Genomic DNA, 15,275 nt, shown 5'->3' with positions numbered 1-15,275 from the left:
GGATAATAGCGATAGCTGCTTAATTTTGTAACAACATCATGAACAGCAGCAAACCAAATATCATCGCTATGCCATTTTTTACAGTTTGTCCGACTGCGACTGTTCATCATTTCCATCATTCCTCCTAAGGAGGAATACTATTTACATATCGCCCCAGAGGCTGTACGCAAGCCATCTTGCAGCCCGATTGATTCACGGAATTTCTTAAAAGAACTATTCATATTCGTATCTTTATTTCATGGAAAATATTATTCGCATAGCCGTCCAAAAAAGCGGTCGCTTAAGTGAAGATTCATTAAGCCTCATCAAGGAATGTGGTATCAAATTCTATAATGGTACAGGTAAGTTAAAATCCACTTCTACCAATTTCCCAATCGAGTTTCTCTATCTCCGGGATGATGACATCCCTGGCTATGTAGCCGACGGAGTGGCAGATCTAGGAATCGTGGGAGAAAACGAACTGGTAGAAAAAGACAAAAGCGTCGATGTGCTCAAAAAACTGGGCTTCTCCAAATGTCGCCTGTCCTTGGCCATCCCAAAGGGTCAGGAGTACCAAGGGCTATCCTATTTTGAAGGGAAGAACATCGCCACCAGCTACACAAAAATCCTTGGTGATTACCTAAAAGCCAACAATATCAATGCTGAAATCCACGAAATCAGCGGATCGGTGGAGATCGCCCCAAGCATAGGCTTGGCAGAGGGTATCTGCGATATCGTCAGCTCTGGATCTACCCTGATGATGAACGGCCTCAAGGAAGTCGAAGAAATCTTCAAATCCGAAGCGGTGCTGATCAGCCACAAAGGCTTGAACCAGGAAAAGATGGCCATCGTAGAAAAGCTACTTTTCCGCATAAATGCTGTGCAGACAGGAAAAAGCAACAAATATGTATTGCTCAATGCGCCCAATAAATCCTTGGACAAAATCATCTCCCTAATCCCTGGCATGCGTAGCCCTACCATTTTGCCGCTGGCACAGGAAGGTTGGTCTTCTGTGCACTCAGTACTAAGTGAAGATCAGTTCTGGGAAAATATCGAAGAACTGAGGGCTGCCGGAGCCGAAGGCATCTTGGTGGTACCCATAGAAAAAATGGTACTTTAATTGCTCCCCAAAGACACGTTCCAGATGAGAATCATAACCAATCCCACCCAAAACGAATGGCAAAAAGAACTGGCCCGGCCGGTTCAAAAGATGAAGGATATCCAAAAAATCGTCAAGCCAATCATGCGCAAAGTCAGCCGTCAAGGTGATAAAGCGCTCAAGAAGTTCGCTTTGGAGTATGACCATGTAGAAATCAATAATCTTCTGGTCACGCGTGACGAGATCAATGAAGCCTATGAACTGGTGGATGAAGCATTAAAATCTGCCATTCAACAAGCCAAGGTAAATATTGAAAAATTCCATCAGGCACAGAAAACAGAAGACCTGAGCATGGAAGTCATGGACGGCGTCACCTGCATGCGCAGAAGTGTCCCCATCCAAAAAGTAGGACTTTATATCCCCGGGGGAACTGCGCCTTTATTCTCTACCGTGCTGATGCTGGGTATCCCTGCCAATATTGCGGGATGTGAACAAATAGTCCTTTGTACCCCACCTAACAAGGAGGGAAAAATCCATCCGGCCATTCTATATACCGCCAATCTGATAGGCATCGACAAAATCGTCAAGGCTGGCGGAGCCCAAGCCATCGCCGCCCTGACTTATGGCACAGAATCGGTTCCACAGGTGGCCAAAATTTTTGGCCCTGGCAACCAATATGTCACGGCCGCTAAGCAACTGGCCACTAAAAAAGGCATTGCGATCGACATGCCTGCGGGGCCTTCAGAAGTCCTGGTATATGCCGACGAATCGGCGATACCCTCGTTTGTGGCTGCTGACCTGCTGTCTCAAGCTGAGCACGGAGTAGACAGTCAAGTGGTATTGGTCGCCACGGCATCAAAAGTCGCCAAAAAAGCACTGAAAGAAGTCGATAAGCAGCTAGCCAAACTTCCCAGAAAAGACATCGCCAAAAAAGCGTTGGAAAATAGCGTGGCCGTGGTGATGGAAAATCAAGAAAAGGCCATAGCGCTGATCAACGAGTATGCTCCTGAACACCTCATCATCAATGTGGACAATGAAGATGAAGTAGTGGCAAAAATCGTCAATGCCGGTTCTGTGTTCATTGGCAACTTCACACCTGAATCAGCGGGTGATTATGCTTCTGGCACGAATCACACGCTGCCTACCTACGGTTTTGCCAGAAATTACAGTGGTGTTTCGCTAGACAGCTTTGTCAAAAAAATCACCTATCAAAAAATCACCGAGAATGGTCTTCAAAAACTAGGGCCTACCATAGAAGTAATGGCCGGAAATGAGCTGCTGGATGCTCACAAAAACGCCGTTTCCATTCGTTTAAAATACATTAAAGACAATCAATAAGCATGGCCTTTGACCTGAACAAACTGCTTCGACCGCACATTGCGCAGCTGAAACCTTATTCTTCAGCAAGGGATGAATATACTGGCAAGGAAGGGGTATTCTTGGATGCCAATGAAAACCCTTTTGGGTCCATCACAACGGGAAGTTATAATCGCTATCCTGACCCGTACCAACATGCACTAAAGGAAAAAATCAGCACAATCAAGCAAGTTCCTTCTGAGCAGATTTTCATCGGCAACGGCAGTGACGAAGCCATCGACCTGCTAATGCGCGCATTTTGCCGCCCAGGAAAGGACAATATTATCATCTTGCCCCCTACTTACGGCATGTACGAGGTGAGCGCCGACATCAATGATATCGCCATCAAACGGGTCAATCTTTCAGAGGATTTCCAGCTTCGTCCTGATGCGATCTTAGAAGCAGTGGATGAGCACACCAAGATCATCTTCATCTGCTCTCCCAACAACCCTAGCGGCAACAAAGCCAAGCGGGAAGACATCTTTAAAATCATCGAAGGATTTGACGGTCTGATCGTCGTGGACGAAGCGTACATTGACTTTAGTGATGAACCGAGCTTCACGCAAGAACTGGCCCATCACCTCAACCTTTTGGTCATGCAGACCTTTTCCAAAGCATGGGGATTGGCAGCCCTTCGATTGGGAATGGCCTTTGCATCGGTAGAAATCATCAGGATCCTCAACAAGATCAAACCTCCGTACAATATCAGTGGACTGACCCAGGAAACAGTCCTGGAAGCACTTGATGACACCTCCAAAATGCAAAGGATGGTGAAAGATATCCTTGAGGAGCGTGACTACCTGCATGATGCATTGACAAAAATGAATGGTGTAAAAAAAATCTATCCTACACATGCCAATTTCCTGTTAGTGGAAGTTCCGGCTGCCAGGGAAGCATATGACTACCTGATTGGAAATAAGGTCATTGTCCGTGATCGTTCCAAGGTCATCCTTTGTGAGCAATGCCTGAGAATCTCAGTGGGCACCAGAGAAGAGAATGATCGGCTCATCAAAGCGTTATCCCATTTCCTTAACGTAAATGCTAACTAAAAAGCGAGCCTGTCTCATATGAGTTTGTCGTAGCCCTTTTGGAGTGGCGGGACAGCCTCCTTTTAATCATTATACAACATTACAACCATGAAAAAAGTACTCTTTATAGATCGTGACGGAACCATCATCAAGGAACCACCGGTAGATTATCAGGTAGACAGTTTGGAAAAATTGGAATTCTACCCCAAGGCAATTTCCAACCTTAGAAAGATCGCCGAGGAAACTGATTTTGAACTGGTGATGGTGACCAACCAAGATGGTTTGGGTACAGATTCATTCCCAGAGAACACCTTCTGGCCTGCCCAATATAAAATGCTCAAAACGTTGGAGCAAGAAGGCATCATTTTTACAGCTATCCACATTGACAAGACCTTTGAGCATGAAAATGCGCCCACTCGAAAACCAAGGACAGGACTCCTTACCCAATACATGGAAGGAGACTATGACCTAGCCCATTCTTTCGTAATCGGAGATCGCAAAACCGATGTTCAACTGGCCAAAAACCTCGGCACCCAAGCCATCTTCATTGGTGAGGAAGCTGCTGAAGGAGCTGCCTTAAGCACCACTTCCTGGGATGAGATCTATGAATTTTTACGACTTCCTGCCCGTAAAGGGACTGTAGAAAGAAGTACTTCAGAAACCCAAATCAAGATCACAGTCAACTTGGACGGATCAGGAAAATGTGTTATTGATACCGGTTTGCCCTTCTTTGACCATATGCTCGAACAACTGGGCAAACATGGTGGCACAGACCTGGAAATCAAGGTCAACGGCGACCTGCACATCGACGAGCATCACACCATTGAAGATACGGCATTGGCACTGGGTGAAGCCTATCTCAAGGCATTAGGCGATAAAAAGGGCATTTACCGTTATGGCTTCTTACTGCCAATGGATGATGTGCTTGCCCAAGTAGCAATCGACTTCGGCGGAAGACCTTGGATGATGTGGGAAGCCGAGTTCAATAGGGAAAAAATAGGTGATATGCCTACGGAAATGTTTTACCATTTCTTCAAATCCTTCAGTGACACGGCCAAATGCAACCTGAACATCAAAGCTGAAGGAAACAATGAGCACCATAAAATAGAAGCCATTTTCAAAGGCTTGGCACGTGCCATCAAGATGGCTGTAAAAAGGGATATCGCTGCGCTTAACCAACTCCCCAGCACCAAAGGTGTGCTGTAAAGCATAGGGTCAACAAAAAAGGCTTTCCCCAACTGGAAAGCCTTTTTTACTGTAATCAAGCAACTTAGTCAAATTACCTTCACAACGCTATTATTATCCTTGGACAATCGCGCCTTTCAGCCCTTCACTGGTGAGCAATGCCCCGAATTCTCCGATAACAGATTCAGGCACGCCTTTGTTCGTAGCTGCTTTTACCACTGCCTGGATAAACAAGTCATAATCCGCAGAGGTGATCTTGCCTGTCATCCTTGAGTTAACATCAGGGTTGTGGGCATCCACCATGTTCATTCCTTCATATACATAGTTAGTAGAACCAATGGATTGTGCTAGCAGATCACTGAAGTTTTCTACCAAAGTATTAAAGCCAGACATATCTCCTGCCCCTACTTCAGCCAGCAACACAGGGAAATAAGGCTTCAATTCAGCAAACTCAGGATCACTGGCCACTAAAAGTACCGTCTCTGTTACTACGGCTTTTAGCGGAAGGTAACCCGCTTCCTCCATATTTCCATCTCCATCTTCTACCATCACAGTACCACCAAGCCGGGTATAAAGGTCGATCATGGTGCCGTCCTCCCGCTGCACGATGGCATCTCTAGTGCCTTCCAACAGCTGACCTACCGGTCCTAGGATCTCCTGCTCACCAAAGCCAGCATCTGTCGCGACTTCTACCACGGCTTCCACAAACAGGTCAAAATCCTCGTTATCGATCATGCCATTCATGCGATCATTGGCCGCTGGATTGTGCGCATCAACCATGCTCATTCCGGAATATGTAAAGTTCTTTGCACCAGTAGATTCTGCCAATAGGTCGGTAAAATCCTTCACCAATGCATTGAATCCAGACATATCTTCAGCTCCCACTTCGGCCAATAATACATTAAAATATGGCCGAAGCTCAGCATATTTATCTTCTGAGGCGATCTTCAATACCGTTCCCGTTACGATCGTTCTTAAGTTAAGGTATCCTTGTTCGATCATTTGGCCTTGATTGGAAGGATCAGCCACTTTCATTTCGCCGCCCAGCTTTGTGGCGTAAAATGAATCATCTGTCTCTTTGATCTGGTCCATGTCATCTTTATCGTTGCAAGACCAGAAAACCACTGCTGTCATGAGCAGTAGCATTACTGAAAATTGATTGAGTCTTTTCATGTTTTCTAAAGGTTTATGTGAAATAATTAGTTTGTAAATACTTGCTCGAAATAGCTTCCCAGTTTGTAGGTCAATGAATTTTTGTTGATCGCAGGACAGCTGGCGGCCAGTTGGTCTTCGCTTGGCTGGAAAAGTGAGGCTTGTAACCCATAGCCAGTATTTACCTGCTTGACCAGATCGTGCGGATTATGTTGCTTTCGATCGTAGAGTAAGATGATAAAATCCGATTTGGTGTTGATGCGGGCATCCCGCATACCTTCGATTTCTAAAAAATCCGTCTTTATTTTCTCAGATTTTAAAGAATCCAAGTCCTCATTAAAGTCTATCTGGCTCATGGCCCAGTTTGGTCCGTCAGGACGACTGCTGGTCACCATATAAATGTGAACGGCCAATGTGGCGATCAGCAGCAGGACCACTACGCCAGCACCGATAATAATTTTTTTGATCATGGCTCTTTATTGTTGTTTGGAAAAATATACGCAGGACCTGCCGTGATTGGATTGAGCATACTTCCAGAAATCACAAAAAAACTTTGATAAAGAATGGCATTGGGTATTGACTAAATAAAACTATTTAATTAGTTTTATTGCTAAACTATTTAATATGAGACTTTTACTTGCTTCCATTTGTATTTTGACATTTTGCTCTTGCGGTGGTGACTTCAACCAAGCAAGAAGGCATTTTGAAAACCAACAGTTCAATGATGCCATTTCTGAGCTGAACTGGGTATTATTTATGAAGATGGCCAACGTCGAAGCGCTGCAGCTCCGTGCCATGAGCCATGAAGCGCTGGAGGAATATGATGAAGCATTGACAGATTATAAGCGAATCCTCCAACTAAAGCCCCGAGACGGAAAAGCCCATGCCGGCATCGGGAAGATCTATTGGGAGCAGAAGGAATACAAGCAGGCTGAAATGAACCTACTACTGGCTGCGAAGGAAGACCCTGAAAATGTGGACTTATTGATCCTTCTAAGCCGTGCCATGATGAAAAATGAAAATTATCGCTCGGCAGACGAATTCCTGAAGTCTGCCAAGGAAATCGACGGAAAAAATGCTTCCATTTATTTTTACAGAGGCATTGTCCAAGCCAATCTGGGGGACCCCATGTCCACCGCTGCCCAGTTTAACATGTACATCATGTACGCTAAAGACAACCTAAAGGCTTATTATAACCGCGGTTTTGCCTATATGCGCATGGGCAATATTCAATGGGCCAAGGAGGATTTTGATTACGTCCTGGAAAAGAAACCTGATCATTATGAAGCGTTGGCCCGACGAGCTGTTTGTACCATGGATTCTAACCCAGGCCAAGCTTGCCTTGATCTGCAGCAAGCAGCCAAAAATGGCAGCAAGTATGCCCAAGAAAAACTGGAATTGTGTCAGTAATTTCGAGAATTTAGCCTTTTTTTTTCTGTTCAGAGATTTGATATTTTTAGGCCCGCTTTGTCAGGTTCAGGTTAATTGCAACGTTTCCTTCGCCACAGCGAGATTACAAAACACCTGTCATCCGCCACGGCGGACGAGGGACCTGTTTGCATCAAACGCTTAATTTGACAAAGAGGATTAGCACTACACACAAAACAAGATCAAGCCAAACGTTCTTACAACATTGGATACTATAACAAAAGAGAGGTATTTTTTTTTCAATTACTATACGAAAACCCGCTTTAAGTCCTATTTTTGGGACTTAAATTATGAATCATAGCAAACTCGTCATCATCCCGACCTACAACGAAAAGGAAAATGTCCAGGACATTCTCTATACTGTCATGGAATTACCTGGACAGTTTGAGGTCTTGATCATAGATGACAACTCTCCAGACGGCACAGCTGGTCTTGTTAAAGCAGCCAAAGTATCCTACCCTAACCGCATTCACCTGATCGAAAGGACAGGAAAATTGGGATTGGGAACGGCTTATATCGAAGGATTTAAATACGCTTTGGCCAATGGCTATGATTACATCTTTGAGATGGATGCTGACTTTTCCCATAATCCCAAAGATCTGGCCCGACTTTACGAAGCCTGTGCCGATCAGGGAAATGACATGGCTATCGGATCACGGTACATCAAAGGAGTCAATGTTGTCAACTGGCCTATAGGAAGGGTATTGATGTCCTATTTTGCCAGTGTCTATGTGCAGTTCATCACCGGACTTCCTATCAAAGACAGTACAGCGGGATTCAAATGTTATCATAGAAGTGTACTGGAAGGTATAAAATTGAACAAAATAAAATTTGCCGGCTATGCTTTCCAAATCGAGATGAAGTTTACAGCTTGGAAACTGGGCTATAAAATCGTCGAAATCCCTATCATTTTTACTGACAGAACAAAGGGAACATCCAAAATGTCTACCAATATTTTCAGAGAAGCTGTCATGGGTGTAATTTATATGAAGCTAAAAAGCCTCTTTGATCCCTATAAAAGGGCTGATGCTACGGAAAGTACAAAGTATAAAGTACAAAATACGAAGTAGCAAGATGCCAGTATCAGGATAGGTAAAAGAACAAAGACAAAGTATCAACTAAACTCGGGACATGACAAAATCCCCCTGTCTGTTGACACTTGATTTTTAATTACTGGAGTCCGAGAAAACAATCGTCAAATTGAAAAAAATCAACTGTTTTCACCCCTAAATTCCCTAAAGGGGACTTTCTAAAGCTCCCTTTTAGGGAATGGGGGTCGTTTTAGGGATTGGAATAAAAGCCCTCAAATTTCTATTTAAAGACAGTTTTTGATCATATTTGAAATTTAGTCGGACGCCAGTAATTTTTAATAACTCCTCTGCTCACCGCCTAAAAATGTAGGTGCCTTCTGATAAATATTAGATGTAGCATTTCTTTTTCTTCCCTAATCAAACCTGATGGCTTTAATGGGCCGGACATTACTGATCACCATCGCAGGTATAAAGAGCACCAAAGTGGTCACCAAAAGGATGAGCACATTAAGTCCAATGACAATAGGCCAATTCCACTGAATAGGCACATAGCTCATGTAATAATTGGCTGGATCAAGGGAGATTAGTTGGGTTATATCTTGCAGCCAAGCCACCCCAAGTCCAATAAAGTTACCGATCAGCATACCCCTACCGATGATTCGCACACCATTCCATACAAATATCTTTCTGATTTGCCGATTGGTACTCCCAATGGCCTTGAGCAAGCCTATCATCTGCGTCCGCTCCATGATCAAAATAAATAAAATCGCAATCATATTAAACGCTGCTACAAAGAGGATCAGGCCTAAAAAAACATACACATTATTATTCAGTAACTTCAGCCAGTCAAAAATCTGGATAAACATGGTCGTGACCTTATCGACTTTGAGATCATAATCGATGACTTCGTAAAGCGCTTCCTCTTTGTTGTCGATCTGCCTTGGATCTTTAAGAAACACCTCAAAACCACCTACTTGGTCATCCTCCCAGCCATTTAGATTTCGGATGGTCTGAATATCACCAATGATCATTTTATCGTCAAAATCCTCCAGATAAGTTTCATAAATACCCACAATGTCAAACCTCCGGTACCGCGGAGGATCCTGAACAAAGTACATAACCACTTTATCCCCCACCGTCAGCATAAGTTTATCGGCTATATTTCTGCTCAAAACCACTTCATTGGAAGCATTCCCCTTTTCTTCAAATAGGATAAAACGTCCCGCTACCATGGAAGTAGAAAATGCTTTCTGATCAAATGTCTCGCTGACCCCTTTCAGAACAACACCCTGAACCTCCTCCTCTCCTTTCAGCAATCCGGGCTTATAAGCATATTCCTGAATATGCCGGATATAGCCGTAATTCTTATAATTGGTATAAAATTGGCTACCCTTACTACTGGGAAAATTCTCATAGGCATTATGTGAGGTAAACTTATGCACTTGGTAATGCCCCGTAAAGGAAAACACCTTATCAGAAACCACTTGCTTAAAGCCGCCTAAGATCAAAAATGCTATAATTAAAATGGACAAGCCGATAGCAATACTCGCAACGGCTATCTGGTGTATGGTTCCTGTAAAACCGCCTGTCCTTTTAAAACTAATTCTTTTGGCAATGAAGTAGGAAAGGTTCAATGAAGTGTTTTATTTTGTTAAGATTCAAATGCAAATTAATATGAAGCAGCTAAAATTAATACTTCTCCTGATATTTTTCCCTACCTTTTTGGGAAGCTGGAATATTTCCGGTTCACTTTTGGCAAAAGAGGTAGCCACTGGGCACCGTATACTCGCCCCCATTCTGCCGGGAGCAGACCAGCCAGAAAAGTACCTTCCGCTTCTGAAGGACAAAAAAGTAGGGCTTGTCGCTAATCAAACGAGTGTTCTCACCCAAAAAGGCAATCAGCATTTGGTCGATTTCTTACTTGAAAATGACATCGCAGTCCAAAAGATTTTTGTGCCAGAACATGGGTTCAGGGGAAATGCCGACGCTGGCGAAGTCATCAAAAATGATACTGACAAGGAAACGGGAATACCATTGGTCTCCCTTTATGGCTCCAATAAGAAACCTTCTGAGGAAGCCCTGATGGACATCGATATCCTAATCTTTGATTTTCAAGATGTGGGCCTGCGTTTTTATACCTATATCAGCACTATGCACTATGTAATGGAAGCATGTGCCGAACAAGGAAAACCGATGATTATCCTAGACCGCCCCAATCCAAATGGAGATTATATCGACGGACCTGTACTGGATCCGGCATATAAGAGCTTTGTGGGAATGCATCCTATTCCAGTGGTACATGGTCTTACAGTGGGCGAGCTTGCGCAGATGATCAATGGGGAAGGTTGGTTAAAAAAACAAGTCAAAGCCGACATCACCGTGATTCCCGTGGCCAATTGGGATCATAGCCAACATTACTCACTTCCCATCAAGCCCTCACCAAATCTCCCTAATGACGTCTCGATCCGTCTGTATCCTTCGTTATGCTTCTTTGAAGGAACGGACATCAGTGTGGGAAGAGGCACCTATTTTCCTTTCCAGGTTTATGGAGCACCAGCTTCAAAATATGGGGAATTCACCTTTACACCTGAAAGCATCAATGGCATGAGCAAGCACCCTCCCCATGAAGGAAAAACCTGCTATGGCGCTGACCTGAGGGAAACGCCCCTTTCACACCAATTTACCCTAAAATACCTTTTGGAGATGTACCAAAAGTCCGGTGGTGGCCAGCAGTTTTTCAATAATTTCTTTGATAAACTCGCAGGAACTGACCAGCTGCGAAAGGACATCCTCGCAGGAAAATCTGAAAAAGAAATCAAGGCCGGATGGCAGGACAAACTGAAAATCTATAGAGCCATGAGAGAAAAGTACTTACTATATAAATAATAAATCAATCTTCATTGGTAACACCTTAAATCCGGCTACTACCTAACAATTCAACAGTACAACTATCAAGTATGAATAAAGATCTTCGTATCATTTACATGGGCACACCCGATTTTGCAGTACCGTCCTTGGAAATCCTGGTAGAAAACGGCTGGAATGTAGTGGCCGTCATCACTGCTCCCGACAAGCCCAAGGGAAGAGGTCAAAAACTCATTCCTTCACCCGTAAAAGAAGCTGCCACCAAACATAATATTCCCGTACTGCAGCCTACCAATCTTAAATCACCAGCGTTCCTGGAGGAGTTGGCAGGTTACAAGGCCGATATCCAAGTAGTTGTCGCTTTTCGCATGCTGCCGGAAGCGGTCTGGGACATGCCTCCCAGAGGCACTTTTAACCTTCACGCTTCACTTCTCCCCAATTACAGGGGGGCTGCGCCCATCAACTGGGCCATCATCAATGGAGAAGAAGAGACAGGAGTCACCACATTTTTCCTCAAACATGAAATTGATACCGGAAGCATCATTTTTCAGGAAAAAGAAACCATCCTACCTGAGGACAATATCGGTACGCTCTACGAAAAACTCATGAAAAATGGAGCAATGCTGGTATTAAAAACTATCGAGGAAATTGACAGTGGTGAAGTCAACACGACTGTGCAAGATGAAAAGAAGGCACTTCACCATGCGCCCAAAATATTTAAAGAAACGGGTGAGATAGACTGGAGCAAAAGCGCGAAATCTATCCATAACCTGATAAGGGGTCTTTCTCCCTATCCCGCCGCATGGACTACACTGCAAGACAAACTCTGCAAAATCTACACTTCTGAGCCTATCAGCTCCCTTTCAGGAAAAGCCCCAGGAGCATACGAAACAGACAATAAGAATTTCCTTCACTTTCAGACAGGCGATGGCGCGCTCTCCATTACCGAACTCCAATTACAAGGAAAAAAGAGAATGAAAATAGATGAGTTTTTAAGAGGCAACAAGCTATAAGCTCAAGCAAAACCATTTCCCAAACTTCCCTAGCAGGCTATACATCATGGTCTGCTTTTTCATTTACTCATTGACAAAGCCCTTCTGATAGTTCTAACCCCCTTTACACCTTTCCCCAATGGAAAGTGACCAAAAAATTGGGTAATTTAATTGGTTGTATAACCTATTTAACTATGAGAACTGACAACTTACTTTTAGCTGTTCTTTCAGCTATCTTTCTTTTACCGGTGCCTTCGCATGCACAGTTTTTAAAAAAACTCAAAAAAGCCGCCCAGGAAGGGGTAGAAAATGCCGTAGAGCGTCGCGTTTCCAACGAAGTCGAAAATGCTGCTCGGAAACAGACCGACAAGTACTTAGAACAAATTTTCGGCCCCTCTTCGGATTATGAGGGTGGTGATTACGATTACAGCAAAGTGATGAGCAGTATTGACATGAATGCAGCGACAGAGGACAGCTATCACTTTACTGGCTACACAGATATGGAAATCACCGGTACTGACGAAAAAGGTAAAGCTATCGAACCTGTTACGTTCCGATCTTTTCTAAGTGGCAACACTGATTTTTGGGGAATAGAGATGGAGAACCAAGACAAAGAAGCCGAGAAGACAGTGATGATTTTTGACCACAAAAACAATGCGTCCGTACTGCTGATGGAAAACGAAAAAGGCGAAAAAAATTATATGGCCTACGGGATGGATTGGACCAAAATGATGGAAAATACTGGCGATAAGGAAATGGACAGCATAAATAACGAAATCAATTCGGAAGAATTTAATATCACGAAAACCGGTAACACCAAAAACATCCTTGGATACCTATGCGAAGAATACCACAGTGAGAACGAAGATTATGTTGCAGACTATTGGGTAAGCACTGAACCTATCGAAGGCTATGCTTCTTATTGGTCAAAAAACAACTTTCTCTTCTCCAAAAAGGTAAAACAAAAATACCAGGGCTACTACGACCAACTTCCGGATGGAGATGTCCTGGAAATCCACTATGCATCCAGAGAAGACAAGAGCATTACTCATATGACAATCACAGAAATAAACACAACTGAAAAATCTGACTTCGAAATGGACGAATACACCAATGCGATGAAGGGGCAATAGCCTCTTCCATTTTGATGCTGTGGCAGTTATAAGTATCTTTTTCTCTATCCTATCTTTTACCCATCCCTAACAATACATTTTCAGATAATCTGAGCTCAAACTTTTGGAGCAAACTTTTTAAAGCTCCTTTTTTAATGCTTCAAAAAACCTTGGTATCTTGTGCAATCCAAAAATTCAAAGGCATTGATACTATCCATCATCGTAGCAAGAGCTACCAATAATGTAATCGGAAAGGACAATCAACTCATCTGGCGCCTTTCTGCTGACCTCCGTCATTTTAAGCAACATACCACCGGCCACTACATGATCATGGGCAGAAAGACCTATGAATCCATGGGGAAGCCCCTTCCCAACAGAACATCTGTGGTAGTTACCAGAAATAAAGAATATCGAGTTCCTGAAGGACATTTTGTCGTAAATAGCCTGGAAAAAGCTATTGCAGTAGTAAAAGAAAGTGGCCAGGAAAAAGCGTTTGTGATCGGTGGAGCGGAAATCTACAAACAAGCCCTTCCCTATGTGGACGAGATGATCATTACCGAGGTGAGCTGTACTCCTGAGGGGGACACCTATTTCCCGGAATTTTCCCCAGAAAACTGGAAAAAGACATTCGAAGAGTTTCACGAAAAGGATGAAAAAAACCAATTTGACTACACCTTTGTTACTTATCAAAAAGTCAATCCGACAAACGCATGAAACAAATTACGGCAGAGATAATCGCCATAGGTGATGAACTGCTTTACGGGCAGATCATGGACACTAACAGTCACTGGATCAGTAAAGAGCTGGACCAAATCGGTGTAAGGGTAGTGAGAAAGACCACTGTGGGCGATAATGAACGGGACATCCTCCATGCCTTCGAAAGTGCGCAAAATCGCGCCAATATCATTCTGATCACTGGTGGACTGGGTCCCACAAAAGATGACCTGACCAAACCGCTCATGGCCAGGTTTTTCAACTGTCCTATTGAACCTTTTCCTCAAGCCATAGAAGACGTAAAAACGTTTTTTGAGAAAAGAGGACGTGAACTGACACCTTTGAACAAGCTTCAAGGCCATCTTCCTTCCAACTGTCATTACGTGAAAAATGAACGGGGGACAGCCCCAGGGATGTGGTTTGAAGAAAACAATTGTGTATGGATGTCGATGCCTGGTGTACCGTATGAGATGCAATATCTCATGGAGAATTTTGTCTTACCAAAAATCAAAACACTATTTACGCTACCGGTCATTTACCACAAAGTGATCAAAACAGCTGGAATCGGTGAAAGCTGGCTTTCAGATATGATCACTGAATGGGAAGACCACCTTCCCGAACATATCAAGCTGGCCTATCTGCCCTCACTTGGGGAGGTAAAACTTAGGCTCACGGCATTTGGTGATGATATAAATCAGCTCCAAGATGAAGTAAATGAACAAATCGAAAAGGTAAAACCACTAATAAAAAACTATATTTACGGTTATGATCAGGAAACAATTGCAGAGGCAATTGGCAAGGCCCTGAAAATGGCTGGAAAGACCGTGGCCATTGCTGAAAGCTGCACAGGTGGCTATATTTCCCATTTGGTCACTGCTATCCCTGGCAGCAGCAATTATTTTAATGGAGCCATGATCCCCTACCATAATCAATTCAAAACTGATCTGCTTGGGGTAAAAGGACAAACACTATCTGCCCAAGGAGCTGTTAGTGAAGAAACAGTCATCGAGATGGCAAATATGGTCCGGGAAAAGTTTAAAGCAGATTATGGACTTGCCAGCAGTGGAATAGCTGGCCCAGGAGGTGGCAGCCCCGAAAAGCCCGTCGGAACCGTATGGATAGCTGTAGCGAACCAAGATGGCGTAAAAACAAAAAAGCTGCAATTGGCTCATGACCGGTCCCTTAATATCCAATATTCGGCACTGGCTATTTTAAACTTGCTGCGAAAAGTCATTAAAAACCAAAACGATTAAATAATTTGGATCAACCTATTTTGTGATTAAGGAATTAAAATATAATTTTAAAATCAATAAATAGACCCAATTAAATAGATA

Annotated in this window: 14 protein-coding genes; 11 read left to right on the top strand and 3 right to left on the bottom strand. The window is 43.5% G+C overall.

Annotated elements, in window-relative coordinates:
* Window positions 1-238: 238 nt before the first annotated feature.
* The 4 genes from hisG to hisB all read left to right on the top strand — a co-directional run bounded on the left by hisG (window position 239) and on the right by hisB (window position 4,668).
* On the top strand, window positions 239-1,099 hold the full coding sequence (hisG, locus tag FKX85_RS11735; RefSeq protein ID WP_141614911.1) for an ATP phosphoribosyltransferase: 861 nt from the start codon (window positions 239-241) through the stop codon (window positions 1,097-1,099).
* A 24-nt stretch (window positions 1,100-1,123) separates the two neighbouring features.
* On the top strand, window positions 1,124-2,416 hold the full coding sequence (hisD, locus tag FKX85_RS11730; RefSeq protein ID WP_141614910.1) for a histidinol dehydrogenase: 1,293 nt from the start codon (window positions 1,124-1,126) through the stop codon (window positions 2,414-2,416).
* Between the two features lie 2 nt (window positions 2,417-2,418).
* Entirely contained in the window at window positions 2,419-3,483 is a 1,065-nt protein-coding gene (hisC, locus tag FKX85_RS11725; protein ID WP_141614909.1) for a histidinol-phosphate transaminase, read from the top strand.
* A gap of 87 nt (window positions 3,484-3,570) precedes the next feature.
* Complete coding sequence (gene hisB / locus FKX85_RS11720; RefSeq protein WP_141614908.1) at window positions 3,571-4,668, top strand: bifunctional histidinol-phosphatase/imidazoleglycerol-phosphate dehydratase HisB; 1,098 nt, start codon at window positions 3,571-3,573, stop codon at window positions 4,666-4,668.
* A gap of 93 nt (window positions 4,669-4,761) precedes the next feature.
* On the opposite strand, the gene FKX85_RS11715 is transcribed toward hisB, so the two are convergent.
* On the bottom strand, window positions 4,762-5,820 hold the full coding sequence (locus FKX85_RS11715) for a globin family protein (protein ID WP_141614907.1): 1,059 nt from the start codon (window positions 5,818-5,820) through the stop codon (window positions 4,762-4,764).
* A 26-nt stretch (window positions 5,821-5,846) separates the two neighbouring features.
* Window positions 5,847-6,269, bottom strand: coding sequence for a heavy-metal-associated domain-containing protein (locus tag FKX85_RS11710; RefSeq protein ID WP_141614906.1), 423 nt, complete (start codon window positions 6,267-6,269; stop codon window positions 5,847-5,849).
* A 154-nt stretch (window positions 6,270-6,423) separates the two neighbouring features.
* On the opposite strand from FKX85_RS11710, the gene FKX85_RS11705 reads away from it, so the two are divergent.
* Window positions 6,424-7,209, top strand: a complete 786-nt coding sequence (locus FKX85_RS11705) for a tetratricopeptide repeat protein (RefSeq protein WP_141614905.1) — start codon at window positions 6,424-6,426, stop codon at window positions 7,207-7,209.
* A gap of 308 nt (window positions 7,210-7,517) precedes the next feature.
* Entirely contained in the window at window positions 7,518-8,297 is a 780-nt protein-coding gene (locus FKX85_RS11700; protein WP_141614904.1) for a polyprenol monophosphomannose synthase, read from the top strand.
* Between the two features lie 374 nt (window positions 8,298-8,671).
* On the opposite strand, the gene FKX85_RS11695 is transcribed toward FKX85_RS11700, so the two are convergent.
* Window positions 8,672-9,892: an ABC transporter permease gene (locus FKX85_RS11695; protein ID WP_141614903.1), complete on the bottom strand. Its 1,221-nt coding sequence runs from the start codon at window positions 9,890-9,892 to the stop codon at window positions 8,672-8,674.
* A gap of 40 nt (window positions 9,893-9,932) precedes the next feature.
* Between FKX85_RS11695 and FKX85_RS11690 the strand changes: the two genes are divergently transcribed.
* The 5 genes from FKX85_RS11690 to FKX85_RS11670 all read left to right on the top strand — a co-directional run bounded on the left by FKX85_RS11690 (window position 9,933) and on the right by FKX85_RS11670 (window position 15,194).
* The gene (locus FKX85_RS11690; RefSeq protein ID WP_141614902.1) at window positions 9,933-11,144 is read left to right on the top strand and encodes an exo-beta-N-acetylmuramidase NamZ family protein; all 1,212 of its coding nucleotides are present in this window, start codon (window positions 9,933-9,935) and stop codon (window positions 11,142-11,144) included.
* Between the two features lie 71 nt (window positions 11,145-11,215).
* A complete protein-coding gene (gene fmt / locus FKX85_RS11685; RefSeq protein WP_141614901.1) occupies window positions 11,216-12,136 on the top strand; it encodes a methionyl-tRNA formyltransferase in 921 nt (306 codons plus the stop codon).
* 173 nt (window positions 12,137-12,309) lie between these two features.
* On the top strand, window positions 12,310-13,248 hold the full coding sequence (locus FKX85_RS11680) for a DUF4412 domain-containing protein (RefSeq protein WP_141614900.1): 939 nt from the start codon (window positions 12,310-12,312) through the stop codon (window positions 13,246-13,248).
* Window positions 13,249-13,407: 159 nt separating this feature from the next.
* Window positions 13,408-13,941, top strand: coding sequence for a dihydrofolate reductase (locus tag FKX85_RS11675; protein WP_210416845.1), 534 nt, complete (start codon window positions 13,408-13,410; stop codon window positions 13,939-13,941).
* Window positions 13,938-15,194 carry a competence/damage-inducible protein A gene (locus FKX85_RS11670; RefSeq protein WP_141614899.1) on the top strand — a complete coding sequence of 419 codons (1,257 nt, stop codon included), beginning with the start codon at window positions 13,938-13,940 and terminating at the stop codon, window positions 15,192-15,194. The genes FKX85_RS11675 and FKX85_RS11670 overlap by 4 nt, the downstream gene beginning before the upstream one ends.
* Window positions 15,195-15,275 lie beyond the last annotated feature (81 nt).

The sequence above is a fragment of the Echinicola soli genome (assembly GCF_006575665.1).
Lineage (GTDB): Bacteria > Bacteroidota > Bacteroidia > Cytophagales > Cyclobacteriaceae > Echinicola > Echinicola soli.
Note: the sequence above shows the minus strand (reverse complement) of the source record. Positions and strands in the feature narration are given on the sequence as shown.

What these genes read in the sequence shown, in the direction of transcription:
- fmt (WP_141614901.1), top strand. Translation starts at nt 11,216, where the DNA reads ATGAATAAAGATCTTCGTATCATTTACATGGGCACACCCGATTTTGCA.
- hisC (WP_141614909.1), top strand. Translation starts at nt 2,419, where the DNA reads ATGGCCTTTGACCTGAACAAACTGCTTCGACCGCACATTGCGCAGCTG.
- FKX85_RS11690 (WP_141614902.1), top strand. Translation starts at nt 9,933, where the DNA reads ATGAAGCAGCTAAAATTAATACTTCTCCTGATATTTTTCCCTACCTTT.
- FKX85_RS11705 (WP_141614905.1), top strand. Translation starts at nt 6,424, where the DNA reads ATGAGACTTTTACTTGCTTCCATTTGTATTTTGACATTTTGCTCTTGC.
- hisB (WP_141614908.1), top strand. Translation starts at nt 3,571, where the DNA reads ATGAAAAAAGTACTCTTTATAGATCGTGACGGAACCATCATCAAGGAA.
- hisG (WP_141614911.1), top strand. Translation starts at nt 239, where the DNA reads ATGGAAAATATTATTCGCATAGCCGTCCAAAAAAGCGGTCGCTTAAGT.
- FKX85_RS11700 (WP_141614904.1), top strand. Translation starts at nt 7,518, where the DNA reads ATGAATCATAGCAAACTCGTCATCATCCCGACCTACAACGAAAAGGAA.
- FKX85_RS11680 (WP_141614900.1), top strand. Translation starts at nt 12,310, where the DNA reads ATGAGAACTGACAACTTACTTTTAGCTGTTCTTTCAGCTATCTTTCTT.
- FKX85_RS11715 (WP_141614907.1), bottom strand. Translation starts at nt 5,820, where the DNA reads ATGAAAAGACTCAATCAATTTTCAGTAATGCTACTGCTCATGACAGCA.
- FKX85_RS11670 (WP_141614899.1), top strand. Translation starts at nt 13,938, where the DNA reads ATGAAACAAATTACGGCAGAGATAATCGCCATAGGTGATGAACTGCTT.
- FKX85_RS11710 (WP_141614906.1), bottom strand. Translation starts at nt 6,269, where the DNA reads ATGATCAAAAAAATTATTATCGGTGCTGGCGTAGTGGTCCTGCTGCTG.
- hisD (WP_141614910.1), top strand. Translation starts at nt 1,124, where the DNA reads ATGAGAATCATAACCAATCCCACCCAAAACGAATGGCAAAAAGAACTG.